Origin of the sequence: Providencia sp. PROV109, assembly GCF_033681625.1 — a bacterium.
Classification (GTDB): domain Bacteria; phylum Pseudomonadota; class Gammaproteobacteria; order Enterobacterales; family Enterobacteriaceae; genus Providencia; species Providencia hangzhouensis.
Genome location: NZ_CP096320.1, coordinates 3,790,359 through 3,815,187, shown reverse-complemented (window position 1 = coordinate 3,815,187; position 24,829 = coordinate 3,790,359). Strand labels below are relative to the sequence as shown.

24 protein-coding genes, 1 tRNA gene and 6 pseudogenes are annotated in these 24,829 nt (G+C 40.0%); 17 read left to right on the top strand and 14 right to left on the bottom strand.

The features are described from left to right. Positions 1-136 precede the first annotated feature (136 nt). The 9 genes and pseudogenes from M1F25_RS17680 to M1F25_RS17640 form a co-directional block, all read left to right on the top strand. The gene (locus M1F25_RS17680) at positions 137-1,276 is read left to right on the top strand and encodes a glycosyltransferase family 4 protein (RefSeq protein WP_181488632.1); all 1,140 of its coding nucleotides are present in this window, start codon (positions 137-139) and stop codon (positions 1,274-1,276) included. A gap of 414 nt (positions 1,277-1,690) precedes the next feature. Then, a pseudogene (locus tag M1F25_RS17675) lies at positions 1,691-1,894 on the top strand (NAD-dependent epimerase/dehydratase family protein); the annotation flags it as partial. Further along, positions 1,892-2,344: pseudogene (locus M1F25_RS17670) on the top strand (IS3 family transposase); the annotation flags it as partial. The pseudogenes M1F25_RS17675 and M1F25_RS17670, both read left to right, overlap by 3 nt. Positions 2,345-2,490: 146 nt before the next feature. After that, positions 2,491-3,636: a polysaccharide export protein gene (locus M1F25_RS17665; protein ID WP_181488628.1), complete on the top strand. Its 1,146-nt coding sequence runs from the start codon at positions 2,491-2,493 to the stop codon at positions 3,634-3,636. A gap of 5 nt (positions 3,637-3,641) precedes the next feature. Then, positions 3,642-4,070: a protein tyrosine phosphatase gene (locus tag M1F25_RS17660; protein ID WP_181488626.1), complete on the top strand. Its 429-nt coding sequence runs from the start codon at positions 3,642-3,644 to the stop codon at positions 4,068-4,070. Between the two features lie 34 nt (positions 4,071-4,104). Beyond that, the gene (locus M1F25_RS17655; protein WP_181488624.1) at positions 4,105-6,183 is read left to right on the top strand and encodes a polysaccharide biosynthesis tyrosine autokinase; all 2,079 of its coding nucleotides are present in this window, start codon (positions 4,105-4,107) and stop codon (positions 6,181-6,183) included. Positions 6,184-6,200: 17 nt separating this feature from the next. Continuing rightward, a complete protein-coding gene (gene galE, locus M1F25_RS17650; RefSeq protein ID WP_181488622.1) occupies positions 6,201-7,223 on the top strand; it encodes a UDP-glucose 4-epimerase GalE in 1,023 nt (340 codons plus the stop codon). Positions 7,224-7,246: 23 nt separating this feature from the next. Continuing rightward, positions 7,247-7,456: a hypothetical protein gene (locus M1F25_RS17645; protein WP_064497187.1), complete on the top strand. Its 210-nt coding sequence runs from the start codon at positions 7,247-7,249 to the stop codon at positions 7,454-7,456. 120 nt (positions 7,457-7,576) lie between these two features. Continuing rightward, positions 7,577-7,812 (top strand): annotated as a pseudogene (locus tag M1F25_RS17640) (transposase); the annotation flags it as partial. Positions 7,813-7,911: 99 nt separating this feature from the next. On the opposite strand, the pseudogene M1F25_RS17635 reads toward M1F25_RS17640, so the two are convergent. Further along, a pseudogene (locus M1F25_RS17635) lies at positions 7,912-8,024 on the bottom strand (IS481 family transposase); the annotation flags it as partial. 116 nt (positions 8,025-8,140) lie between these two features. Between M1F25_RS17635 and tnpA the strand changes: the two are divergent. Next, the gene (gene tnpA, locus M1F25_RS22485; RefSeq protein WP_405127820.1) at positions 8,141-8,257 is read left to right on the top strand and encodes an IS66 family insertion sequence element accessory protein TnpA; all 117 of its coding nucleotides are present in this window, start codon (positions 8,141-8,143) and stop codon (positions 8,255-8,257) included. A gap of 197 nt (positions 8,258-8,454) precedes the next feature. On the opposite strand, the gene M1F25_RS17630 is transcribed toward tnpA, so the two are convergent. After that, positions 8,455-9,039 (bottom strand): antirestriction protein ArdA, encoded by a 585-nt coding sequence (locus tag M1F25_RS17630; protein ID WP_181488620.1) that lies wholly within the window; start codon positions 9,037-9,039, stop codon positions 8,455-8,457. Positions 9,040-9,561: 522 nt separating this feature from the next. Between M1F25_RS17630 and M1F25_RS17625 the strand changes: the two are divergent. Both M1F25_RS17625 and M1F25_RS17620 read left to right on the top strand, forming a co-directional pair. After that, a pseudogene (locus M1F25_RS17625) lies at positions 9,562-10,167 on the top strand (type I restriction endonuclease subunit R, EcoR124 family); the annotation flags it as partial. Between the two features lie 43 nt (positions 10,168-10,210). After that, positions 10,211-11,422 carry a PD-(D/E)XK nuclease family protein gene (locus M1F25_RS17620; RefSeq protein ID WP_181488618.1) on the top strand — a complete coding sequence of 404 codons (1,212 nt, stop codon included), beginning with the start codon at positions 10,211-10,213 and terminating at the stop codon, positions 11,420-11,422. 73 nt (positions 11,423-11,495) lie between these two features. On the opposite strand, the gene M1F25_RS17615 is transcribed toward M1F25_RS17620, so the two are convergent. The 7 genes and pseudogenes from M1F25_RS17615 to mutY all read right to left on the bottom strand — a co-directional run bounded on the left by M1F25_RS17615 (position 11,496) and on the right by mutY (position 16,462). Then, a complete protein-coding gene (locus M1F25_RS17615) occupies positions 11,496-11,780 on the bottom strand; it encodes a hypothetical protein (RefSeq protein WP_008913927.1) in 285 nt (94 codons plus the stop codon). A gap of 119 nt (positions 11,781-11,899) precedes the next feature. Further along, positions 11,900-12,115: pseudogene (locus M1F25_RS17610) on the bottom strand (tyrosine-type recombinase/integrase); the annotation flags it as partial. Between the two features lie 157 nt (positions 12,116-12,272). Then, positions 12,273-13,547, bottom strand: coding sequence for a tyrosine-type recombinase/integrase (locus M1F25_RS17605; RefSeq protein WP_181488616.1), 1,275 nt, complete (start codon positions 13,545-13,547; stop codon positions 12,273-12,275). Between the two features lie 195 nt (positions 13,548-13,742). Beyond that, positions 13,743-13,818: transfer RNA gene (locus tag M1F25_RS17600), tRNA-Phe, on the bottom strand. Between the two features lie 183 nt (positions 13,819-14,001). Continuing rightward, on the bottom strand, positions 14,002-15,075 hold the full coding sequence (mltC, locus tag M1F25_RS17595; RefSeq protein ID WP_004264664.1) for a membrane-bound lytic murein transglycosylase MltC: 1,074 nt from the start codon (positions 15,073-15,075) through the stop codon (positions 14,002-14,004). Positions 15,076-15,129: 54 nt separating this feature from the next. Then, complete coding sequence (locus tag M1F25_RS17590) at positions 15,130-15,399, bottom strand: oxidative damage protection protein (RefSeq protein ID WP_042848738.1); 270 nt, start codon at positions 15,397-15,399, stop codon at positions 15,130-15,132. Positions 15,400-15,409: 10 nt separating this feature from the next. After that, the gene (gene mutY, locus M1F25_RS17585; RefSeq protein ID WP_164564667.1) at positions 15,410-16,462 is read right to left on the bottom strand and encodes an A/G-specific adenine glycosylase; all 1,053 of its coding nucleotides are present in this window, start codon (positions 16,460-16,462) and stop codon (positions 15,410-15,412) included. A gap of 289 nt (positions 16,463-16,751) precedes the next feature. On the opposite strand from mutY, the gene trmB reads away from it, so the two are divergent. From trmB to M1F25_RS17560, 5 genes are all read left to right on the top strand, one after another. Continuing rightward, a complete protein-coding gene (gene trmB, locus M1F25_RS17580; protein WP_004264669.1) occupies positions 16,752-17,471 on the top strand; it encodes a tRNA (guanosine(46)-N7)-methyltransferase TrmB in 720 nt (239 codons plus the stop codon). Continuing rightward, the gene (locus tag M1F25_RS17575; protein ID WP_004264672.1) at positions 17,471-17,803 is read left to right on the top strand and encodes a YggL family protein; all 333 of its coding nucleotides are present in this window, start codon (positions 17,471-17,473) and stop codon (positions 17,801-17,803) included. Before trmB ends, M1F25_RS17575 begins: the two co-directional genes overlap by 1 nt. 110 nt (positions 17,804-17,913) lie before the next feature. Next, positions 17,914-18,840 (top strand): glutaminase B, encoded by a 927-nt coding sequence (gene glsB, locus M1F25_RS17570; protein ID WP_094962054.1) that lies wholly within the window; start codon positions 17,914-17,916, stop codon positions 18,838-18,840. A 23-nt stretch (positions 18,841-18,863) separates the two neighbouring features. Beyond that, entirely contained in the window at positions 18,864-19,595 is a 732-nt protein-coding gene (locus M1F25_RS17565) for a DUF2884 domain-containing protein (protein ID WP_181488614.1), read from the top strand. Positions 19,596-19,798: 203 nt separating this feature from the next. Further along, positions 19,799-20,749, top strand: coding sequence for a siderophore ABC transporter substrate-binding protein (locus tag M1F25_RS17560; RefSeq protein WP_110592327.1), 951 nt, complete (start codon positions 19,799-19,801; stop codon positions 20,747-20,749). Between the two features lie 161 nt (positions 20,750-20,910). Here the strand turns inward: M1F25_RS17560 and hemW are convergent, their stop codons facing one another. From hemW to M1F25_RS17535, 5 genes are read right to left on the bottom strand one after another with little or no spacing between them, the layout of a single operon-like run. Next, positions 20,911-22,050, bottom strand: coding sequence for a radical SAM family heme chaperone HemW (gene hemW / locus M1F25_RS17555; RefSeq protein ID WP_112307880.1), 1,140 nt, complete (start codon positions 22,048-22,050; stop codon positions 20,911-20,913). Continuing rightward, entirely contained in the window at positions 22,043-22,636 is a 594-nt protein-coding gene (locus tag M1F25_RS17550) for an XTP/dITP diphosphatase (protein ID WP_094962051.1), read from the bottom strand. Before M1F25_RS17550 ends, hemW begins: the two co-directional genes overlap by 8 nt. 16 nt (positions 22,637-22,652) lie before the next feature. Next, positions 22,653-23,237 (bottom strand): YggT family protein, encoded by a 585-nt coding sequence (locus M1F25_RS17545; protein ID WP_094962050.1) that lies wholly within the window; start codon positions 23,235-23,237, stop codon positions 22,653-22,655. 19 nt (positions 23,238-23,256) lie between these two features. Next, the gene (proC, locus tag M1F25_RS17540; protein ID WP_004264693.1) at positions 23,257-24,078 is read right to left on the bottom strand and encodes a pyrroline-5-carboxylate reductase; all 822 of its coding nucleotides are present in this window, start codon (positions 24,076-24,078) and stop codon (positions 23,257-23,259) included. A 28-nt stretch (positions 24,079-24,106) separates the two neighbouring features. Further along, on the bottom strand, positions 24,107-24,799 hold the full coding sequence (locus M1F25_RS17535; protein WP_094962049.1) for a YggS family pyridoxal phosphate-dependent enzyme: 693 nt from the start codon (positions 24,797-24,799) through the stop codon (positions 24,107-24,109). Between the last annotated feature and the right edge of the window lie 30 nt (positions 24,800-24,829).

Here is a 24,829-nt window from a genome sequence, read left to right as displayed (position 1 = left end):
AACTCCAATTCTAGCATTGAGTACTATGCCTGGTAAGCAAAAAAAAATTATAATTTATTCATCCTTATTTGTAAGCCTAATACCGGCATTTCGTATATTTTATTTAATTATATTTGACACGTATCCAAACTAAACTATGAAAAAAATTGCTCATGTTCAATTACTACCTCTTTTAAGTGGTGCTCAAAGAGTTAGCTTAGATGAATTACAAAGACTCCCTAATGATAAATTTGATAAGTATCTAATCTGTTGTCAAATAGGACCTTTAACTATAGAGGCGGAAAAACTAGGAATCAAATGTATAATAATTGATTCTTTAACCAGAGAGATATCACCAATTAAAGATCTAAAATCCTTAATTCATTTAATAAAAATTATTAAAAATTATCGATTTGATATTATTCACACACATTCATCTAAAACGGGGGTAATAGGGCGTTTAGCTGGATTTATATCAAAAACCCCACTGATTATCCATACGGTTCACGGGTATTCTTTTCCCGCAGCTAAAAATAAAATTCAATATATAATCTATTATATTATGGAAAGAATCGGTTCGATGTGTGGTAATAAATTAATTTGTCTTCATGAAACAGATAAAGAGATTGCAATCCAAAAATTAAAAGTAAAGTCTAACGATATTTATATAATTCCGAATGGTGTTGATGTGAAAAAATATACTCCACCATCAATTGAAAATAAGCAGCTATATCGTAAATCACTAAACTTATCAAAAGATGATATTGTTATAGGTATGACCGGACGCCTTTGGCTACAAAAAAACCCCATATTTCTTTTGGAAAATATGCTACCTTTGCTTATAGAGAATAAAAATATTAAAATTTTATTTGTCGGTGACGGTGAATTAAAAAAAGAATTGGAAAAATTAATAAGTATTTATGATTTAAGTAAGCAAGTATATCTATTGGGTTGGAGAAATGATATAGACCGTATTCTTCAATCTATTGACATATTTACGCTTCCATCTAAGTGGGAAGGTATGCCTTTAGCTATTTTAGAAGCACAGAGTTCAGGGTTGCCGTGTATTGTTTCAAATATCACAGGGAATAACAATTTAGTATCTAACAATATTGATGGATTTATATTTAATTTAGAACCTAATAGTGAAGAGTTTAGAGATAAAATAAAAAAATTAATCTATAATAAAGAATTAAGAATGAAGTTAGGTATAAAATCAAGAGAAAAGGTTATTCTGCATCATTCTATTGAACAGAGAATACAAAAGATTGAAATGATTTATGATGAGCTGACTTAAAAACTTTTTCTTCATTTCTATTGTGTAATAAATTGATAAATATGATATCTATGAGTTTTCGTGATGCATGTTAACATAATTGTATAACTATGATCTATCTTATCCGGCTGTACCGTTATCTCTGGTTTCCATATGTCCTCCACCTAGGACAAAATGTCATTGATATTGGCGATCGTAATATCTCGAAATTTGTAGATATCTCCCCTAAATTATTAGATGAAATGTACGCTCCGCTGTTATTGGCAAAGCCAACTTTAGATAAACAACTTAAAAACTATGAATATAGAGAAGGGTGTTGAGCTATCATTGAAATGCTTTAAGAAAAACGATATCGAAATTACGGGTGTGATCTTAAATGGTATCGATGCCAAGTCAGACGATTATAATTATGTTTATGAGTACTAGGAAAGTACAATGAAAAACGCAAAAGTATTAGTCACTGGTGGTCTTGGCTACATTGGTAGCCATACCTGTGTACAAATGATTGAACAAGGCATGCAGCCAATTATTTTAGATAATCTCTGCAATGCTAATCCTGAAGTACTCAATCGCATTGAAACCATTACTGGCACCAAACCTATTTTCTACGTCGGTGATGTACGTGATAGCGCCGTTTTAGGTCTTAAGTCCTGCATTAGAGCAACGAAATATCGTTCTTATAAAAGTCAGGTGGGCAAAATTACAAAGAATATTTTAAAACGAAAATTTAAAGCTAAGAAACCCAATTACAAGTGGGGCACTGATGTAACGCAGTTCAATGTTCAATGTGAAAAGCTTTATCTTTCCCCCATAATGGACTTATTTAATGGTGAGATTGTTTCCTACAAAACGCAACGTAGTCCTACATATAAGCTAGTTGATCAGATGCTAAAACAAGCAATTACAAAGCTAAAAGCAAATGAAAAGTCACTCATTCATTCAGATCAAGGGTTGCAGTATCAAATGGACCATTATCAACAACAGCTACAGGAAAGGGGCTTAAAACAAAGTATGTCAAGAAAAGGAAACTGTTTAGATAATCCGTCAATGGAAAGCTTTTTCGGGATACTTAGAGCCTATCTCAATAGGGATTAATTACCGCATAAAAAATATATTATCACTGTAACCAAAACCTTATACAGCCTGACTTTTAAACATCGATATGGCTGGGTAAGGTGATGAATTTAGCTCCTATTGAGATAGGCTCTAACTATTTTATTAAAGAGATCTTTTTTATGAAGAAATACTTCATGATTTTATTTACCGTATCTGCATTAACCGGCTGTACCGTTACCCCTGGTGTCTATATGTCTACATCAGGCAAAAATGTCGTCGACACTGGCGATCGTGATATTTCTAAATTTGTCGATATCTACCCGATCTCGCCAAAACTGTTAGATGAGATGTATACCCCACAGATTATCGCAAAACCCAACCCAACCTTAGAGAAGCAACTTGCAACCTATGAGTACCGTGTTGGTGTGGGTGATGTATTAACCATTACGGTATGGGATCACCCTGAGTTAACTATTCCTGCAGGCTCTTACCGTAGCGCTGCAGATTCAGGCAACTGGGTACACTCAGACGGCACTATCTACTATCCGTATATCGGTAAAGTGAAAGTCATTGGTAAAACCGTCACTGAAATCCGTAATCTAGTGAGTAACCGTCTATCGACTTATATCGAATCACCACAAGTGGATGTCAGCATTGCCGCCTTCCGCTCACAGAAAATGTATGTGTCAGGTGAAGTGGCTAAACCCGGTACATTACCGATTACTAACGTACCGCTAACGGTTTTAGAGGCCTTTAATAATGCAGGCGGCCTGACTGAAAAAGCCGATTGGGACAATGTCGTACTCACCCGAAATGGCAAAGAGATAAAAATCTCACTGCAAGCATTAGTTCAGTATGGCGACCTAACCCAAAACCATCTGATGCTACCGGGTGATGTACTATATGTACCACGTAATGACGGGCAAAAAGTGTTTGTGATGGGCGAAGTAGGTCAGCCAAACACCCTAACCATTGACCGTGCTGGCATGAGTATTACTGAGGCACTGAGTAAAGCAGGCGGTACAGATCAAAATACCGCTAATGCAACCGGCGTATTTGTCATCCGTCCAATTAAAAACCAAACCTCGGGGGATAAAGAGCTGGATGCCCTACTGCCGAAAAAAATGGCGGCGGTCTATCAGTTAGATTTATCCGATGCCACTGCCATGGTGATGGGAACGGAATTTAAACTGCAACCTTATGACTTAGTTTATGTCACAGCCGCTCCTGTTGTGCGTTGGAACCGCCTAATCACCCAATTGCTACCAACCATCGCAACTTATAATCAGTTAACCGAAGGTACTAAACGTATTCATGACTGGTAATCCATATGTTTAATAATATTCTCGTTGTTTGTATGGGGAATATATGCCGCTCCCCCACGGGGGAGCGCCTATTACAAGCCCGTTTCCCCGATAAAAAAGTGCACTCCGCGGGCATTATCGCCAAAGAGGATCGTCCCGCTTATGATAGCGCCATCCGTATTGCACAAAACCACAATCTCTCCTTAGATGCCCATCAATCACGTCGTTTAACCAGTGAATTATGTAAAGAAGCAGACTTAATCCTAGTGATGGAAAACGACCATATTGATAGGATCCATCAACAATTCCCCGAGACGCGTGGCAAAGTCATGCTGTTCGGCCAGTGGCTAAATAAAACCGAGATCCCAGATCCGCATAAACGCAGTGATGAAATGTTCGAGCATGTTTATCAACTGATGGAAAAAGCCGTTATACAGTGGCAAGGGAAAATTTAATTTTACTATTTTAAAGGCTTAACGTTAATTGATTATGAACACGACAAAAACCAGCTCCGCTGCCTCTGACGAAATCGATCTGCTGGCGCTATTTAAGATACTCAAATCCAGCTACCTTAAAATCGGCTTTTTTACCCTCTTTTTTATTGTGATTGGTGCCGCTTATAGTTTTCTAGCGACACCAATCTATCAAGCCAATGCGACACTGCAATACGATAAAATGAGCCAAGTCTCATTGTTAGATCAAATGAGCGATGTGATGCCATTTGCTAATAGTAATAGTCAAGTGGATTCCGAAATCGAGGTCATTAAGTCTCGGATGGTGCTCGGTAAAACGGTTGCAGACCTTAATTTAGATACCCAAGTAGCACCCGCTGGTTTTTTCGATAGGCTTTGGGGAGACAAAGCTTCCGTCGCCATTTCCCTCTATTCTTTACCTGAACATCTTATTGGTGAGCCCGCTATTCTGACCTATTTAGGCGAAAACCGTTATACTCTTCATATTGATAACCAAACCGTTGAAGGCAAAGTGGGCGAACTCCTAAAACAAGATGAAATCAGCTTGCTGGTATCCTCAATCAATGCTGAAGTCGGACAAGAATTTACCTTATCTAAAAACGCCCGCTATTCTACTATCGAAAACTTACGAAAAACTTTAGCGATCGCAGAGGTTGGTAAAGGCACTGGCATTATCAGTATGGAAATTAAAGGTTCCGATAAAGCGGAAAATGTGCAAATTCTGAATAGTATTATTCAAAATTATGTGGACCAAAATACCGAGCGTAAAAAAGAGGTTACCAATAATACCTTATTGTTCTTAGATGAATATTTACCGAAAATCAAAGCTAAATTGGACAACTATGAAAACCAATTAAATGCTTTCCGTAAAAAGAATGAATCTATCGATTTGTCCTTAGAAGCTAAATCGGCTCTTGATAGCGCCTTGCAAGTCGAAGAGAAACTCAATGAGTTAACCTTTAAAGAGGTAGAGATCCAGCAGCTCTATACCCGTAACCACCCCGCTTACCAATCATTGCTGGATAAGCGTCAGCAACTGTTACGTGAAAAAGAGAAAATCAGTAAAAATATCCAAAAACTTCCTAATACCCAGCAACAGATAGTGCGTTTAACCCGTGATGTGGAATCCGAACAAGCTATCTATAATCAGTTAGTAGCCAAACAGCAAGAGCTGAGCGTATTAAACTCCGGGATCACCGCCGATGTACGCATTATTGACTCGGCAGAATCCCAACCTAATGCCGTGGCACCGAAAAAATCATTGATACTCGTTCTTGCCACTATCCTTGGCTTTATTGTGGGTTGCGCTTATGTGATCGCCCGTGAGTTCTTTAATAATAAGATTAAAGGTACTGAGGATATCGATGCATTGGGTGTTAACGTCTATGCCACTATCCCGTTCTCTAATTATGAGAAAAAATTAATCGCAGCGGGGAATCAGCGCCCACTTGCATTGGAAAACCCAGCCGATACGGCAGTAGAAGCCATCCGTTCCCTACGCACCAGCGTTTACTTCTCGGTGATGAACCAAGGGAATAACTTGGTGATGATCAGTAGTGCATCACCGGGCGTAGGTAAAAGCTTTGTTAGCTCTAATATGGCGGTTGTATTAGCTAATGCGGGTAAAAAAGTCCTCTTAATTGATACCGACTTACGTAAAGGTCGTATTCATAAAGCCTTTGGTTTAAGCAATAAAACGGGGTTATCCGAATATTTGGCTCAGCAGGACATTACGCAACCGGCCATCCACAGTGGTGTGATTGAAAACCTAGATGTGATCTGCCGTGGTAAAAATGTCACTCACTCTTCTGAGTTACTGATGGGAGAACGTTTTAAACACCTGCTCGACACGGTGAAAGGGCAATATGATATTGTGGTTATCGATACCGCCCCAATCTTAGCAATCACTGACTCCGCGATTATCGGTAAGTACGTCGGCACCTCACTGCTTATTGCCTACTATGGTGTCAATACGGTGAAAGACGTTGAGCTATCGCTAAAACGCTTTAAACAAAACGATATCGAAATCACAGGCGTGATCCTCAATGGTATCGATGCAAAATCAGACGACTATAACTATGTCTACGAGTACTAGCCGTACAGGAATTTAAAATGAATCATACAAAGGTCTTAGTCACAGGCGGTCTTGGCTACATTGGTAGCCATACCTGTGTGCAGATGATTGAACAAGGCATGCAGCCAATTATTTTAGATAATTTATGTAATGCCAACCCAGAAGTACTCAACCGCATTGAAACCATCACAGGTAAAAAACCTGTCTTCTATGCCGGTGATGTACGTGATAACGCTATTCTGGATACGATTTTTGCTGAGCACCAAATCACATCGGTGATCCACTTTGCTGGGTTAAAAGCGGTTGGTGAATCCGTTCAAAAACCGATTGAGTATTATGATAATAACGTCAATGGCACGTTAGTATTACTTGCCAGTATGCAAAAAGCGGGCGTCAAAAGCTTAATTTTTAGCTCATCGGCTACTGTGTATGGTGATCCAGAAGAAGTACCATTAACCGAAGACTCTAAAGTCGGTGGTACTACCAACCCATATGGCACCAGTAAATATATGGTTGAGTGTATTCTTGCTGATCTGCATATTCCACATAACGATTGGTCGGTTACTTTACTACGCTACTTTAATCCCGTTGGCGCACACCAATCAGGTTTAATTGGTGAAGACCCACAGGGTATTCCAAATAACCTAACACCTTATATCGCTCAAGTAGCAGTTGGTCGTCATAAAGAAGTCATGGTATTTGGCGCTGACTACCCAACACCAGATGGTACTGGTGTTCGTGATTATATCCATGTTATGGATTTAGCTAGCGGTCATATTGCAGCATTAAATAATGTCAGCCATCAAGCAGGCCTACATATCTATAACCTAGGTACGGGTAAAGGTACTAGTGTATTAGAAATGATCGCTGCTTTCGAAAAGGCATCAAGCAAACAGATCCAATACAAAATAGTTGCTCGCCGCCCCGGTGATATTGCTGAGTGCTGGTCTAGCCCTAATAAAGCCTTTACTGATTTAGGCTGGCAAGCTCAGTACTCCGTGCAAGATATGGTGAACGATAGCTGGCGTTGGCAATCGCAAAACCCTAATGGCTATAAATAGATTTATTTTACTTAGGTTAAAATATGAATATTGATATAGATTCTTTTGCCCTATATATTGGTGTTAAAGCAGAATATTTAGCTATGTTATATAGAACTACATGTGAATTAGAAGGATTGCCTTTACCTAAAAGAAATAGGCATGGTAAGGTAAAAATGAGTGATGTTTTAATTTTTAAACAACACTTTGAAGATAAAACAAAGAATATTAATGAGAATAAAACATTAAGTTAAACTATCACTAAAGCTCAAAGAGCTGATGGATAAAATATGCAAATTATTACTTTAAGAGCCAATCCAAAAAGAAATTGTTATATAATATAATTAGTTACGATAATTTCTGAGGGGGAACGTATGATAAGCCGTTATTGTCAGATTAGTGATGAACTCTCGGAAAAAATAACAACTCTTATCCCTGAATACAAAACAAATCATCCGCTCGGAACTAACCGTAAACGGGTTGATAACCGCGCAGCTATGGATGCCATATTATTTGTGCTCAAGACTGGCTGCCTGTGGAATGCTTTGAATACCAAAGGGACATATTTACCGAGTTCTGCACATCGTGCTTCTAAAAATGGCGTGATGCGATTTTGAAACATGTCAGAGTGATTGTTGATAGATCCTAAAATGTACTAGTTCAGACTCGATCTGACAGTTACCAGTTATTTGTACAGGTGTCTGTCAGATTATATTTGGGTTAAATTTTTTTCAGCCCAAATCCGTTTCCATCCAATAACATTTCTATAGGCGTTCGTCCACAACACATTTTTCCTTGGTCAGTTCGAGCATTATTATAGTAATACTACCATTCATCAGGATCGTAAGCGCGTCATAAACCCCGTATTCTAATCATCTAGCACAAATAATAAGATCAAGTCTCCGACCATAAGGAGATTTAAAATGGGAAAATGACGCATCAATCAAGAATGGAAAACGCTTGTCGAGCAATCTGAATCGAGTTCACTATCTACACTCGCGTTTTGTAAGCTCAATAAACTCAACCCCTCAACGTTTGTCACCGCAGTAAGATAAATATCCATTTAATGGTTTGAATTAAATAAAAAAAGAATACCATAATAGCCATCTTCACGGATATCCGTGAAGATGGCTTAAAATAGAGTTTAGTTTGATTAACGTTCTAGCTTATGGATATCATTGGGGTACCACGACATTCTTTATTTCCCGCCTTAAGAGATGAAAGCGGTTTGACTCTCATTCTGTTATCCTATCTACCCACCCGTATGATAAACATATCCTCCACTGTGAAAAATACCGCCTTGTTCAAGACAAATATCACGTCCATAGCGTTCATAGTCAAAGTAATGGGATAAATGACCCAGTTGGGCTAAATCATAACAACCACTTTCTTCTATCCAGTAATAACCTAAATCATATTCATTATTGACCCCCGCTAATTGCTGGAAAGAATCTAAATTATCCGCTAAATAAATTAAATCATGGATTGAACTCGCTGAAGAACCGATTTCAATTGCCGCCTGATAAAGGTCAATTTCATCTGGCGATAACATGGCTAATCGCGTGGCTAACTCGTTCAACTCATCTAAAAGGCTATATTCTGAAATGTAAGAAGAAAGGCCATCAATGGAGGATTCATAGTCGGTCAAAAAATACTCTTCATAGTGAATACCATCAATGCCAATCCGCATTAAACAGTGTTCTATTTCTTTTGAGGTTGCCGGAAGCTCAAGCCACTCACCAACAAGTTCACCTTCGTTATATTTACCTAAATTCGTAATAAAAACAGAAATCATCCCCGATTTTAGGCATGGGGAAGCCGTCGCTGTTATACGCATATTCGTGTCCTATTATTGATGTATTGTGATTTAATTAATGGCGATATTTTGATAAAGGGATCTATTTCCCTTTAGAAGATGATATTGATATAAAAAGCCAATTGCGTATTACCATGAAAAACGCCGTTATTGGGTGATCTCCATTCATGAAAATACGCAGCCAATCAGCTGAAAAACAGGCAACTCGCTTTAAAAATGATTAATGACGTTTTAGAGCAGGATAATGAGTTGCCTTACAATCCCGATAAGATGTTATGCTTTCTATCATGATCTCAATTTGCGTGGGTTAAAACGAAAAAAGCCCCTGTCCAATAAACTAGGGTCAGTTCAATCATCACGCTATGAGGCTATTTTCAGCAAAATGATGAAATGTTTTTGGCATGATTTAGACTTTATGGAACAATTGGGTATTATAGTCAGATTAGACCGCATCAATATAACGGTGGCTTAACGCCCAATGAATCAGAACGATTATATTGGGAAAGCTCTAAAACTGTGACCAATTTTTGTTGACCACTACACCCAGACGACCGTAAAATTCAGGATTATCGTTCAGCCTATAACGATATTCGTGATTGGCAGCGAAAAGAGCGAGCAGTGAATCAAAAAAATAACGCAACGGTAGAATGGGATGATGTCGTTTTTGAAGTTGACCTCCTGAAATCCCAAGAGATTAACCTCGATTATATCCTCGGTCTTATCTTTGAGCACAATAAGCAGAAGAAGAGCAAGGAATCACTCACAGAAGATGTAAGACGTTTGATTCGTTCGAGCTAAGGAAATCGTGCCAAAGAAGAGCTGGTGGTCGATTTTATCAACCAAACCAATCTCGATGAGATGCCAGATAAAGCCAGTATCATTGATGCCTTCTTTACCTTTGCACAAAAAGAGCAACAGCAAGAAGCAGAGAAACTGATTGCAGAAGAAAACCTGAATGTAGAGGCGGCAAAACGCTATATCAAAAACTCATTGAAACGAGAGTACGCTACAGAGAATGGTACGGAGTTAAATGAAGTACTACCTAAGCTAAGCCCACTCAATCCTCAGTACAAAACCAAGAAACAAACCGTATTTCAAAAGATAAGTACGTTTATTGAGAAATTCAAAGGCGTTGGTGGTGGCGTTTAGTCTCAACCGAGAATAAATAACAGTTAGGATGATAGGTTGATGTATGAATAGTGATTGTCAGCGTTTTTTAGATTTGATACAGAAAAAGAATGCTATTACAGCATTTATTTTTCAACGAAAATTCGAAAAATACCAATGCTTTTTATCGATAATAAAGAGTATTGATGAAATCAAGTCACATCATAAACCTGAGCGACGTACAGCTAATCTTATTGATGTACTTGGGATCAATGAAAATGGGCATAGTGCTATTCTCTCTGAAATATTAAATTTTAAAGAGCAGGGAAAGTATATCTTTCTGGAATCATTTATTAACACATTCCTTGATTATGATGTTGTTTTCAATCATGAAAAAACATCAATTAAGCCAGAAGAAGATCGAATAGATATTTTGATTCAGGATGGAAAAAACTGCCTCATCATAGAAAATAAAATCAATGATGCAGTAGACCAGCAAGAGCAACTGAAGCGGTATATTGATAAGTGTAAAGGTAAAGGATACATAGATGAGAACATACATCTACTTTATCTAGTGAGTATGAACGCTGAAAAAGACTTAAATGCGACCCTTTCAACCTATGCTGAAAGTTTCAAAGAGAAAACCAAAGTGGCTCCATATCATCCAACGCTGATTGAATGGTTAGAGTCATCAGTACTTCCTAATATTAAGCATAAAGACAATGATTTTTACTGCTTCAATAGCCAGTATATTGATCATCTTAACGGCCGTTTTTGTAAAAGACCTCGAGACGAAAAAATGAATAATGAAATCAATGAGTTTATTTATCAGCAATTTGATCTTAAAGAAGGTTGTTCTGTTGAAAATGTGGAAAAATTAGAAAGTGAATTAAAGCAGGTAAACGAGCTTCAGTCTCGAATAAATACTATTCTTTCCCAGCAAAAAGAAGATATTTTTAAAAAATGGACTTCTGCGTTAAGAGAAGATTTTCCACTATTGAATGTCCAAGAAGGAAAGGAAGGTGAATTAACTAAGACTGGTGTTTTGATCGAAAATGGATCAGATCCTTTTTCTATTCTAATTGAGAAAACTAACTCATCGGTTTATTTTGGTATTGGAAAGCATTTTACTGGACAAGACAAGCTTAATGAAAATGTTATTTCGCTTGTAAATCCGTTAATGGGTAGTTTTAGACGCTCTGAATGGTGGTACGGCTGGAAAAATACATCCTATGAAAAAGGGTATACTGATCTATGCAAACTCATAAAAGAATATCTTGATATGGAAGCAGGTTAATACAAAAATAACCATCAGATAAGTACCATCCTTTAACGAAACCCCATCAGGGGTTTCCGTTAACTTATGGCTATCAATCAAATGTATATTCACACTCGATACATTCATAACGATCAAATACCACGCCATCTAAAGCTGAACCACTCACAGCCCCAGCAGTAGCTCCAGCGACTAAACGTCCAAATAGAGCGCCTACCGCAGCACCAGCAATCGTCCCTACAACAGGAACAGCAGAGCCGATAGACGCTCCAGCTAGTGCGCCTGATACGCCACCAGCAACAGCTCCTGTCTTTTTCCCGATATGACGTTCACGAATGCGAGTTGAATCGCAGGCCGGGCAACGAATGTAATTTTCCATGATAATTTCCTTTTAGGTTGATTTAAAAGCAAAAAAGCCCCTGTCCGTGAGGACAGAGGCTTTCAGTGATAAAACTTCTTTATTGAATGAGATGTATTACGATAAATCGTGGTTAGTTATCATGCGTTTTGACGATTAAAATTCCCATGAACAATATTGCCACCATTTCTCAATGAATCGATATAGTCGGCATACCACTGCATCATTTCTCGTCTACCTTCTAAATATTGCGCATGGTTATAGGTTCCACGTATCGCATTTTTATTGCTATGCGCCATCTGTGTTTCAATACAAGCGCTGTTAAAGTCTTTTTCATGTAAGATCGTACTCATAGTCAAATCGTAGAAATAGATGCAATTTGTTGATTAATCTTGATTAACATTTTAATTTATAGTGCTTTTTAGACTGTTTGGGGGCTCTTGTCTATATCGAATACAGAGGCCCCCAAATAGGCCCCCAGATGAGAGAATTAAACTGTTTTTTATTTGATTTTTAACCGCCGGTATTAATCATTGGGTTATTCAATTTGGCAAAGTCGAATGGCGAAATAGTTTGTTCCCGATTAGCATCCAAATAATCAGCCCACCATTGCACCATTAATCGGCGTTGGTCTATATGTTCTGCCTTATGAATATAAGCAGCCCTCACTGAGTTACGTTCTTGGTGGCTCATCTGACGTTCTACTGCATCCTTCGACCATAAACCTGATTCAACTAATGAACTACACGCCATCGTTCTAAAACCGTGTCCACAAATTTCAGTCTTCGTATCATAGCCCATCACACGTAAGGCTTTATTGACTGTATTTTCACTCATGGGTTTAAAGGGATTATGAGCGCCCGTTAGGATCAATTCATGTTCACCCGTCCATGTCCAAATTTCTTTCAGTATAGTGATGGCTTGGTGGCTAAGGGGAACTAAATGCGGAGTGCGCATTTTAGCGCCCCTGTGTGAGAATTTAACGCCGGGTATAGGCTTTCGCTGAGCAGGAATCGTCCATAAGGCTTTATCGAAGTCAATTTCAGACCAACGCGCATAACGAAGTTCGCTTGACCTAATAAACACTAATAAATTTAACATCACAGCTAGGCGAGTGACGGGTTGCCCTTTATAAGCATCGATACGGGCAATGAGTTCAGGTAGACGGTCAAGGTTAAGAGCTGGACGATGTTGGCGTTGTACAGTCGTTACAGCCCCTGCGGTATCAATAGCAGGGTTATAACCAATAATACCGGATTGCACCGCATAACGCATGACAGCAGAAATACGTTGCTGTAAACGCGCAGCTATCTCATAAATCTCTTTACTTTCTGCTGCACGGATAGGAATAAGCAGGTCAGGGGTTTTGAGGGTAGTGATATCGCGTAATCCAATATAAGGAAAGACATGCGACTCCAAACTCTTTAAAACCTTTTCACTGTGTGATTCAGACCATTTTTTATTGCTGGCATGCCATTGTCTTGCGATGGTTTCAAAAGAGAGATTAGCATCAGAAGCTGCTTTAGCCACACGTTTTTGTTCGCACGGGTCAATACCGTCAGCAATCAATTTTCTTGCTTCATCACGTTTTAAACGCGCCTCTGATAAAGAGACATCAGGGTATAAACCCAATGCTAAGGTTTTCTCTTTACCTAAGTGGCGATAGCGTAATCGCCAGTACTTAGAACCATTAGTGTGAACCAATAAGTGCAGACCTGCACCATCGGTTAATTTATAGGATTTCACATCGGGTTTAGCCGCCCGAATTTTAGCGTCAGTCAGTGCCATAGTGAGCTTCCTGAGAGATAAAATGGGTACAAAATTCTATCGAACTAGTGTATACCCGCAATTGTACCCGCACAATGGGGTTGATGTGGGTAGAATCGAGTAGAATTCAGTGGAGTTGAAACTTTGGGAGAGTGTTGATTTTAGCGGGCTTTACAAACAAAAACAGACGTCGGTTGACGTCTGTTGATAATAAGGTGGTGCCCGGACTCGGAATCGAACCAAGGACACGGGGATTTTCAATCCCCTGCTCTACCGACTGAGCTATCCGGGCAACGGAGCGTATTAAACCTGATTTCATTGGTTGAGTCAAGGCGCTTTCAATAAACTTTTGACTGTATGCGCTTTTTTTCAACATGTTAGCTAGTTTTTAATCGAAAACACATAAAATTATTAAGGTTAATGACTAATACCAGCCTTAAATCAGATTTTGGCTGGCATTCACTATTGGAAAATTTTAACGTAGATAATTTTTCTGTGCTTTGTTCACTTTAATCAGGTAATTACGTGACTCTGCAGCAGGGTGCTTAGTGGACAAGGTTTCATACACTTCACCCGGTTCTAAATTATTAATACGCTGCGCGGCTTGCTTTTTATCGCTGTGGAACACCCGCAGAACGCTGCCTGCGCCGCCATTATATGCGGTAATAACAGCATAACGGCGTGAGGTTTGATTACGAATATCGCCTAAGTAGCTGTTTTGCAATATGGCTAAGTAAGCCGTACCCGTATCAATATTTTTTTCTGGGTCAAACAAATAGCTACGGCTAGGAACACCGGATTTCCCTTGTGAGCGGAAAACATCTTTGCCGGCGGTATTTGGCATAATTTGCATTAAACCAAGCGCATCAGAGCGGCTAACTGCATAAGGGTTGAAACTCGACTCAATTTGCATAATCGCGAGGATTAATGACTCATCAACACCATATTTGGCCGCAGATTTCTTAATATAAGGTAAATATTTATGAGCCCGTTTATCTAAATGGTTTGGTACTAATTGCATAGTCACGGACCAAACAATATTCATACCAGACTGTCTGCGCTGCATTTTATTTTCAATCAGATAATCAGCAAACTTTGTGGCTCTCCATTCCCAACGAATCGCTTCTCCTGTGTTATCGAGCACTTGGCCAAATAAAAAGGGTTCTTTGCTGTGAGGAATATCATTGATATCAGAATAGAGGTCAATGGAATTGGGGTCGTCCCCCATTAATAAGGTGGTGACAATAGCTTTCTTTAAGTGCTGTGAAGGCTCTACCGCTGAAATAGTCTCAACCGTAATGGTCCCTGCATCAAAATTAATATGGCTACGAGTTCGGTATTCATCGGTATATTTTACGTAGTCTTTTGGACCCGCAATTAACACTTCTTTAATGCCCCAAATATTTTCAATATTGTGGGCAAATTGACCCATTAATATATCGAACCCATTGGTATCTTTGACATAATCAGGGTTAAAGTCAGATTTTTGCTTGCTAGAACAAGAAATAATTAGAGGGATCAACAAACTCAGCGCAAATAGTTTTTTCATACGATTCACAGTCTTGGGGCAAAAGTCTACCTACTAAGTAGGTAGACAAACAGATTATTTTTCAGGAGTATAGCCATCAATATGGATATCGTGGCCTTCAAACAAGAACTTAATCATTTCTTGTTCTAACATTTTACGGTCATCAGGGTTCATCGTATTAAGTTTCTTTTCATTAATGAGCATGGTTTGCTTTGCCATCCACTGGCTCCACGCCTCTTTTGAAATCTCGTTAAAAATACGTTTTCCTAACTCACCTGGGTAAAGCTGAAAATCTTGCCCATCTGCATCACGTTGTAAAAATGTACAAAAAATGGTTCTACTCATTAATTTTTCCTCAAATATCAGGTAGTAAGGCGAGCTGTTTTAGTAAACTTTCAACTGGGGCAGCAAGGCCGATAGTTGCGCCTAAGTGTAAGTTATACCAGAGTCCTTTGCCTTCATCCATGGCAGAATTAAATGCCTGAATCTTAACTTTTACAGGGATAATATCTAAATGAAAATGGCTAAATGTGTGACGGAAAGAAATTAATTGCTCTAATTGAGTATACTCAAAGCCAGATTCGTTCAGCCAATCATTGAGTTGCTCTAAAGAATCAAACTGTGGAAAGGCAAATAATCCCCCCCAAATACCGGATGGTGGGCGTTGTTCTAACCACACATCATCGTCGTGCTGAATAATTAGAAACCAAGCACTCTTTTCAGGGATTTTCTGTTTTGGTTTTTTACCTGGGTAGTTTTGCCATGAATGATTAGCATAGGCCATACAGCCAAAATTAAGCGGGCATAGTTCGCATTTTGGTTTACTGCGAGTGCAGACCATTGCGCCTAAATCCATCATCGCTTGGTTAAAAAATTCAACTCCCACTTGTGGGGTGACATCAGTGCTGATTTCCCACAAACGGTTTTCGACTTCTTTTTTACCCGGCCAGCCATCAACCGCATAAACTCGAGCTAATACGCGTTTAACATTACCATCGAGGATAGGATAATGCTGTTTTTGCGATAATGATAAAATTGCCCCAGCAGTGGACCGGCCAACCCCGGGCAGCGCTAAAACCTCATCAAATGTAGTGGGAAATGAGCCACCATATTGAGTCGCGATCACTTGAGCGGTTTTATGGAGATTTCTAGCCCGGGCGTAATAGCCGAGCCCTGTCCATAAGTGCAAAACTTCATCAAGAGGAGCGTTGGCAAGGGCGGTCACATCCTCAAAGCGAGAGATAAACTTCTCAAAATAAGGGATTACAGTACTCACTTGGGTTTGTTGCAGCATAACTTCTGATAACCAAACATGGTAGGACGATTTTTCCTGTTGCCATGGCAACGTCTTACGACCATATTTGTGATACCAGTTAAGTACTGCAGATGAAAATTGTTGAGCTTCCATTAATAATTTTATTTTTTATTGATATTTCCAGTCATGGTAGGAATTGCAACATAGACGAAGGGGGCTGTAAACCGCTATTGTGTTGTTTAGTGTAAAGTTAGCGAATTATCAACTGCATCCTTGTGGAAGTTTTGCTAAACTCCGATATCCATCATGCCTCAAGGGTAAAGTTAATCACTACAACTTGGGCATTTAGGGCTGTAAATTGATAGGTTTGGTAACCAATCACCTTATAAACTTGATTGTTGGCACATTAACTTAATTGGGCACTCATTTTAGAACCTTTATTATGATCAATAATGTTATCTCCCCCGAATATAATGAAGATGGGCGGGTTATGCGCCGAGTCCGTAGTTTTGTCCGCCGTCAAGGGCGTCTGACAAAACGTCAGGAAGACGCATTAGAAAAAGAATGGGCAGAAAAAGGCATCGATTTTATCAATGAACCTTTTGATTTTGCCAAAGTATTCAATAACTCAAATCCAGTTACCTTGGAAATTGGGTTTGGGATGGGCGCCTCATTGGTGACCATGGCATCTCAGAATGCAGATAAAAACTTTTTAGGTATTGAAGTTCATGCTCCCGGTGTTGGCGCATGTTTAGCATCAGCAAAAGAAGAAAACGTCACCAATTTACGGGTGATGTGCCATGATGCAATAGAAGTTTTAGACTGCATGATCCCAAACGGCAGCCTTGCGATGGTTCAGTTATTTTTCCCTGACCCATGGCATAAAGCGAAACATAATAAGCGCCGTATTGTGCAAGTTCCGTTTGCAGAAAAAATTCGTAGCAAACTAGCTATCGGCGGTGTTTTCCATATGGCAACAGATTGGCAGCCTTATGCAGAGCATATGCTTGAAGTGATGACGAGTGTCGAAGGGTATAAAAACTTATCACCATCAGGTGATTACGTTCCTCGTCCAGAAACAAGACCAGAAACAAAATTTGAAAAGCGCGGCCAGCGGTTAGGGCACGGTGTATGGGATTTAATGTTTGAGAGGATCAAATAATGGCTAAACAACCACGTAGTCGTCGTTTACGTAAAAAATTACGCTTGGATGAGTTCCAAGAGTTAGGCTTTACTGTTAAGTGGAGCTTTAAAGAAGGTACGCCGATTGAGGAAGTTGACAGCACCGTTGACCAACTGATTGCAGAAGCGATTGAACCGAATGGTTTGGCGTTTGAAGCAAGTGGCTATATGAACTGGGAAGGGATCGTTTGCTTACAAAAAATTGGCAAATGTACCGAAGAGCACCGTCAAATTGTTGAAAATTGGCTAAAATCAAAAGGCATGAATGACGTCGTCGTTTCTGAGCTGTTTGATGTTTGGTGGGAAGAATAATTTTATTGAGTCAATCTCAATAAATAAACTGAGCTTTCAGTCGCTTGAAGAGGCATCCAAAAATTGGGTGCCTTTATTTTCTGTTGCAAATACTATCTGGAGTCAACGTTTTGAGCGCCATGTTTTCTAACCAGCTACTCAACGATATCCTAGACCAAGTTCGCCCACTGATTGGGCAAGGTTGTGTTGCAAATTATATTCCTGCTTTAGGTTGCGTACCTTCCCACCATTTAGGCATTGCGGTATCCACGATTGACGGTGATATTTTCACCGCAGGGGACGCATATCAACGTTTTTCAATTCAATCTATTTCAAAAGTATTAAGCCTCACGCTTGCAATGACACGTTATGAGGAAGAGGAAATTTGGAGCCGCGTAGGTAAAGAACCCTCAGGGCTACCCTTTAATTCGTTAATTCAAATTGAAATGGAAAAGGGGATACCTCGAAACCCGTTTATCAATGCGGGAGCCATTGTTATTGCTGATATGTTGCAATCACGCCTAAGCGCACCTAAACAGCGCATGCTAGAGTTTGTCCGAAAGTTGTCCTGTGAACCGGATATCAGTTATGACACGGTTGTCGCTCGTTCAGAATTGGAACACGCCAGTCGTAATGCAGCTATTGCTTATCTTATGAAATCTTTTGGGAATTTTGAAAATGATGTTTTAACGGTTCTCGAAACTTATTTTCATTATTGCTCTCTAAGTATGAACTGTGTTGAATTAGCGAGGTGTTTTTCCTATTTAACATCGCAAGGGATGTCATCTTGCTCTATTGACCCCATCATCACGCCACTACAATCAAGGCAAATCAATGCATTAATGATGACTTGTGGTATGTATGACGGTTCTGGTGAGTTTGCATTTCGGATAGGAATGCCCGGCAAGTCTGGTGTTGGTGGCGGTATTGTTTGTGTGGTTCCAAACCAATTTACCGTAGCGGTTTGGTCACCTGAGCTAGACTCGGCGGGGAACTCTTTAGTCGGTTGTGCGGCTTTAGAGTTATTATCGAAACGAATTGGGCGTTCTGTTTTTTAATTAATGCTCTACTAGGAGATTTTATGTTACGCCGTACATTAATTGCATTTTCACTCCTTGCTTGTGCGACGAGCCAAGCTGCAGATTATAACTGTTCTGTAACACCAAAGGATGACATCGTTATGACACCTGAAAGTGTGCAAGTTATTGGTGCAAGTGGCGATTTAAAAATTACGCCAAATGGTGATATCACGCTTAACGGTAAAAATGTTGCTGCAACAGAGGCCCAAAAGCAGCAAGCGATTCGTTACCAAGCCGCTATCCGTCAGGATTTACCTTGGATAAAACAAGAATCAGAAAAAAAATTATCAACTTCAAGGGAAACGATAGACAAAGTTGTCGTTAAAGTGGTCGGTAGCGATAGCAATATCCGTAACCGGTTAACAAAATTAGAAAAAGAGCTTAATGGGCAAATCAACCAAATTATTGAGACTCGCCCTAGTGGTTATGTGTTTCACCATGAAGCCATGAAAACCGTTGAAGCGAAAGGGCGAGAGCTAGTTAATGAAAGCTTAGGCGGCATTTTACAAGACAGCATCAACGAAATGGGGCGCAAGCAATTATTATCGGGTGGTGATGCTAATAAAGCGCTACAAGGTATGTTAGGGAACTTAGGCGGGTTACAACAAGAGCTCGAATCTGAATGGAAAAAACAAGAAAAAAGCTTCCAGCAATTTGGCCAACAAGTTTGTTCTAAAGTAACCTCAATAGAGCAACAACGCGTCTCATTACTTAATTCAATCAAAAGTAGCTGATAGCACTAAAATCACAATAACCTTATGAGCAGTAATGTATTTTTTGTACATTACTGTTTTTTTATTTTATCTCTATCATCAATTTGTGTGATATTAATTCCATTAATGGGAATGAAAATGAAATTGATTCTTATTTGATTGACATCTAAGCTGCTCACTTTACAATGCGGGTTTGGCTTAATGACTAAATTGGGATCATTTAAATGAAAAAGTTCATTCCTGCTCTGCTTGTTTCTGTGTTGTCATTCTCTGCGCCTTTCGCTCTCAGCGCTGAATCTACCACTTTCACGCCAAATGCGGTGATAGCACAAGGTGTTGAAAAAGTGACGATCAAACACCTATCAGGTGAAACTGAAGTCGTGAAAAAACCACAAAAAGTGGTTCTGTTTGATTTCGGTGTTTATGACTCAATGCAAAAACTCGGCTTAGGTGACAAGGTTGTTGCACTACCAACTGGCAATGCTCCCGCTTATATAAAAGGCAGCATCCCTGCATCAATGGAAAATGCAGGTGGAATGAAACAACCTGATTTAGCCAAAATCGCGCAATTAAAACCTGACCTGATTGTGATCACGGGCCGTCAAGGTAAGTCTTATGATGAGTTATCAAAAATTGCACCCACCATCAATTTAGGCTCTGATAGCAAGCACTATATTGATTCTGTAAAAGCCAACATTGGTGTGATTGGTGAGCTCTATGGTAACCAAAAAGCGGTTGATGAGCAGTTGGTTCAATTAGATAAAGTCATCGCAGACGCCCAGAAGAAAGCGGCTGATTCTAATAAAAAAGTGTTAGTGCTGATGCATAATGACGGCAAATTAATTCCAAACAGCCAAGCTGTTGTTTACAACGTTGTGAAAGCGCAACGCGCTGACCTACCTGTTGATGAAAGTGCAGATAAAGCAAAACGTCGTGTAGTGGATACCAAAACTATTGCTCAAGCGAATCCAGACGTGATCCTGATTGTTGACCGTAGCGAAGCGATTGGTGCAGGTAAACTGGATAAAACGGTATTTGAAGACAGCAATATTCAAGAAACCAAAGCTTATAAAGATGGCAAAATTACTTACCTGCAATCTGACTTATGGTACTTGTCTGGTGGCGGTTTAGTTAGCTTAACAGAGCAAGTTAATGCGGTGGTGAATGCTCTATAACAGATATCTGCCACTGTCTTATTGATGGTGGCAATATGTATTACCTCAATTGTTATTCTTGTCTATTTCATTTTTATCTCTAAACAAAAGCCCACGTCAAATAAAGTGGGCTTTCATCTGATTTATAAGTGAAATGATATTATAAATAAATCGAATAACCGCTACTCTTCACCTAAAAATAACTCTAATAGGGAATTGAGAAACAATTTTCCATGCTCAGTGATCTGCCATTCATCCACAGTTTCTGTGATATAGCTTTTCGCTAAGGCTTCATCAATAGCCGCTCTAACTGTTGATTCTGGTAACCCTGTATATTGGGTAAATTCAGCGCGAGGCATAGCTTCAAGCAGACGAAAGCGGTTCATGAAATATTCAAATGGCCTATCGGAGGCATCAACATCATAGGATTGGTGCATATAACGCCCCTCCATATAACCTCGAGGGTGTTTTGTTTTTACGGTTCGTAAAATTTGACCATCTTCAAAAGAAATTTTTCCATGAGCACCACAACCGATGCCTAAATAGTCACCAAAGCGCCAGTAATTGAGATTGTGTTGGCATTGGTAACCGGGTTTAGCATAGGCGGATGTTTCATATTGCTGATAACCTGCCGCGCTCAATAATTTATGGCCTTCGGTGTAAATATCCCACAGAGTATCGTCATCGGGTAATACCGGAGGACGTGAGCCAAATTGAGTGTTGGGTTCAATGGTTAATTGGTACCAAGACAGGTGCGGAGGTGCAAGTTCAATGGCTTGGCGCAGGTCAGATAAACCTTCAACTTGAGTTTGTGCAGGTAACCCATGCATTAAATCGAGGTTAAAGCTTCTTAAATTAAGATTAGTGGCCAACTGAGCGGCGCGTTTCGCTTCATCAGCGCCATGAATACGCCCTAAAGTGATTAATTTGTCATTACCGAAACTTTGTACGCCAATAGAAATACGGTTGATTCCTGCCGCTTGGTAACCTGCAAAACGGCCAGCCTCAATAGTGCCGGGGTTTGCTTCCATGGTGACTTCTGCGTGAGGGTCTAAATCAACTCTCTGACGTACGCCATCCATTAATGCTTGCATTGACTCAGCACTTAATAAACTGGGTGTTCCACCCCCAATAAAAATGGTTTTTACCGAACGCCCTGCAACTAATTTTGCATCAATGTCTAAATCGGCCAACAAGTGTGCCACATATTCTTGCTGAGGAATTTCCCCCTTAAGTGTGTGCGAGTTGAAGTCACAATAAGGGCATTTTTGCACACACCAGGGGATATGGATATACAGGCTAAGCGGGGGTAATTTAAGCATTCTTCAGCGCATCCAACATCATTGTGAGGGCTCTTCCACGATGTGAAACGGCTTGTTTTTCTGCTTTTGTTAACTCTGCTGAGGTGCAACCTAATTCAGGAACATAAAATATAGGGTCATAACCGAAGCCACCTTGGCCTTTGCGTTCATGAGTTATGACACCGTGCCAGCGACCATGAAAAACCAACGGCGTTGGGTCTTCTGCATGGCGTAAATAGACCAGAACGCAGTTGAATTGAGCCTGACGTTGGTCGTCAGGCACATTTTTCATTGCTTCAAGTAATTTTATCAGGTTTTGCTCATCGGTCGCATCTTCCCCTGCATAACGTGCAGAGTAAATGCCAGGTGCGCCACCGAGTGCATCAACAGAAATTCCTGAATCATCAGCAATTGCGGGTAACCCGGTTTGTGCTGCTGCATGGCGTGCTTTTAAGATCGCATTTTCAATAAAGGTTAAGCCTGTTTCTTCTGCAGATTCAACACCTAATGAGGTTTGTGCGACGATATCCATCCCAAAATCACGTAGTAGGTCAGCTAACTCATTCACTTTCCCGGGGTTACCGGTGGCTAAAACAACTTTTTGCATTATTTAAAACTCGTTTTTACATAATACCAATGGAATACATCATTGCAGTCAATGATGGGTCAATCATCAGTGAGATATCAACACGCAGATAATTCAGCGCGATTAAAATAAACATTACAATCATTGCGGAGAAATCTAACCCGCCCATAGCAGGGATGATACGACGAATTGGCGCCATTAAAGGTTCGGTTAATTGGTATAATAAATAGTCTACAGGATTACGGCCTTGGCTGACCCAGCTTAAAATTGCACGGATTAAAATCATCCAAAAAATCAATTTACCGGTATAGGTTAATAATAAAATCAGCCCCATAGGTAAAATACTTATGCCTAAAATAGGGAGCAAGTTAGTCGCCCACATACCAAAAATAATAGCTGCAATGGCTAAAATAAATGCCACAACCACTGAAGCGGTATCTATTGCGCCAAAAGAAGGAATGACTCGGCGCAATGGTGCGACGATAGGCTGTGTTGCTTTGACAACAAATTTCGAAAAGGGATTGTAAAAATCTGCACGCACCCACTGCATCCATACGCGCAGTAGTAATACAAAAATATACAGTTGAATCAGGGTAGTAACGACGAATACTAAGGTCTGCATGGTGAGTTCCGCGATTAATTTAAAAAAGTTTTTCCATTTCTTCCGCTCTGTTTATTGCGCTTTGCATTGCATCGGCAACAATCTGCGGAAGATTTCCATTATAAAATTGCTCTAAAGCCATCGCGGTGGTACCGCCTTTAGAGGTGACTTGTTCACGTAGAGTTGAAAAAGCCGTGTCATTTTGTGACTTAGCAAGTTCTACAGCCCCCTCAATCGCATGAAGAACGAGCTCTCTAGCTTGTTGTTTATCATAACCGAGTTGCTCTGCTTTTTGCTGCATTGATTCCATAAATAGAAAAAAATAGGCAGGAGAGCTACCAGTAATAGCAATAATGTTATTGATTTCTTGTTCTTGTTGGCACCAAATCGTCGAGCCGACACTTTGCATCAGTTCTTGTGCAAATTGTTTGTCTTGCTCTGAAACTTTCCCTTGAGCAAATAGCCCACTAACGCCTTTCCCTACCAATGATGGCGTGTTTGGCATGATGCGCACTAAATTCAGCGAATGAGCGAAATAGTCGTTATAACGTTCTGCTGGGATCCCAGCCGCAATGGTTAGGACTAATTTTTGCTCAAAATCAGCCGCATTTTGTAGTGGTTCACAGACTTCTTTCATCATTTGCGGCTTAACGGCAAGGACAATCACATCTGCAGCTTTGACAGCGGCTAAGTTATCATGACTGCTGATAATGCCATATTGTTCAGCCAGTTTATCTCGACGCACAGGTGTAGGAGAACACACCGTGATCATCGATGCGGGGTAACCATGGTTAACCAGCCCAGCAATGATGGCGTGAGCCATATTTCCGGCGCCGATGAAGGCAATTTTACGATGTTGCATTCTGTTCTCCTATTTATTGGTGATATTGTTATTGGTGATATTGGCGCGCGCCAAAAATAGCGGTTCCTATGCGAACAAGTGTTGAACCGCAATGGATTGCTGCACGCATATCGTCAGTCATCCCCATTGAAAGAGTGTCAACCGTGGGATAAGTGGTTTTTAATTGCTCAAATGCCTCATTCATTTGATGAAACACCGCACACTGGCGTTCATAATCCGTTTCAGGTGCAGGGATCGTCATCAGGCCGCGTAACACTAGGTTTGGCATAGTAGCGACCTGTGCAGCAAGTTCTGCGACTTCTGCTAGTGTTATACCCGATTTACTGTTTTCATCGCTGATATTAATTTGGATTAGCACATTGAGAGGGGCTTTTTCACTAGGACGTTGGTCATTTAAGCGCTGAGCAATTTTCGCTCTGTCTAAGGTATGAAACCAGTCAAAATGTTCAGCGACAAGGCGGCTTTTATTTGACTGTAATGGGCCAATAAAATGCCAAATAAGGTCATTTCTATGTGAAAAATATTGAATTTTCTCAACACCTTCTTGAACATAATTCTCACCAAATTGGCGTTGACCTGCCTCAATGGCTTCTGAAATAGCTTCACAAGGTTTTGTTTTACTTACCGCGAGTAGCGTAATGTCCTGTGGTGAGCGCTGACACTCTGCGGCAGCATGCTCAATACGCGCGGTGACATCAGAGATATTATTTTGAATGGTCATTATTTTATTCAATATGGTTTATTCAATACT

Bases quoted from the DNA above. Each gene is read 5' to 3' on its own strand.
- M1F25_RS17680 (WP_181488632.1), top strand. From the start codon at position 137: ATGAAAAAAATTGCTCATGTTCAATTACTACCTCTTTTAAGTGGTGCT.
- M1F25_RS17665 (WP_181488628.1), top strand. From the start codon at position 2,491: ATGAAGAAATACTTCATGATTTTATTTACCGTATCTGCATTAACCGGC.
- M1F25_RS17660 (WP_181488626.1), top strand. From the start codon at position 3,642: ATGTTTAATAATATTCTCGTTGTTTGTATGGGGAATATATGCCGCTCC.
- M1F25_RS17655 (WP_181488624.1), top strand. From the start codon at position 4,105: ATGAACACGACAAAAACCAGCTCCGCTGCCTCTGACGAAATCGATCTG.
- galE (WP_181488622.1), top strand. From the start codon at position 6,201: ATGAATCATACAAAGGTCTTAGTCACAGGCGGTCTTGGCTACATTGGT.
- M1F25_RS17645 (WP_064497187.1), top strand. From the start codon at position 7,247: ATGAATATTGATATAGATTCTTTTGCCCTATATATTGGTGTTAAAGCA.
- M1F25_RS17630 (WP_181488620.1), bottom strand. From the start codon at position 9,039: ATGCGTATAACAGCGACGGCTTCCCCATGCCTAAAATCGGGGATGATT.
- M1F25_RS17620 (WP_181488618.1), top strand. From the start codon at position 10,211: ATGAATAGTGATTGTCAGCGTTTTTTAGATTTGATACAGAAAAAGAAT.
- M1F25_RS17615 (WP_008913927.1), bottom strand. From the start codon at position 11,780: ATGGAAAATTACATTCGTTGCCCGGCCTGCGATTCAACTCGCATTCGT.
- M1F25_RS17605 (WP_181488616.1), bottom strand. From the start codon at position 13,547: ATGGCACTGACTGACGCTAAAATTCGGGCGGCTAAACCCGATGTGAAA.
- mltC (WP_004264664.1), bottom strand. From the start codon at position 15,075: ATGAAAAAACTATTTGCGCTGAGTTTGTTGATCCCTCTAATTATTTCT.
- M1F25_RS17590 (WP_042848738.1), bottom strand. From the start codon at position 15,399: ATGAGTAGAACCATTTTTTGTACATTTTTACAACGTGATGCAGATGGG.
- mutY (WP_164564667.1), bottom strand. From the start codon at position 16,462: ATGGAAGCTCAACAATTTTCATCTGCAGTACTTAACTGGTATCACAAA.
- trmB (WP_004264669.1), top strand. From the start codon at position 16,752: ATGATCAATAATGTTATCTCCCCCGAATATAATGAAGATGGGCGGGTT.
- M1F25_RS17575 (WP_004264672.1), top strand. From the start codon at position 17,471: ATGGCTAAACAACCACGTAGTCGTCGTTTACGTAAAAAATTACGCTTG.
- M1F25_RS17565 (WP_181488614.1), top strand. From the start codon at position 18,864: ATGTTACGCCGTACATTAATTGCATTTTCACTCCTTGCTTGTGCGACG.
- M1F25_RS17560 (WP_110592327.1), top strand. From the start codon at position 19,799: ATGAAAAAGTTCATTCCTGCTCTGCTTGTTTCTGTGTTGTCATTCTCT.
- hemW (WP_112307880.1), bottom strand. From the start codon at position 22,050: ATGCTTAAATTACCCCCGCTTAGCCTGTATATCCATATCCCCTGGTGT.
- M1F25_RS17550 (WP_094962051.1), bottom strand. From the start codon at position 22,636: ATGCAAAAAGTTGTTTTAGCCACCGGTAACCCCGGGAAAGTGAATGAG.
- M1F25_RS17545 (WP_094962050.1), bottom strand. From the start codon at position 23,237: ATGCAGACCTTAGTATTCGTCGTTACTACCCTGATTCAACTGTATATT.
- proC (WP_004264693.1), bottom strand. From the start codon at position 24,078: ATGCAACATCGTAAAATTGCCTTCATCGGCGCCGGAAATATGGCTCAC.
- M1F25_RS17535 (WP_094962049.1), bottom strand. From the start codon at position 24,799: ATGACCATTCAAAATAATATCTCTGATGTCACCGCGCGTATTGAGCAT.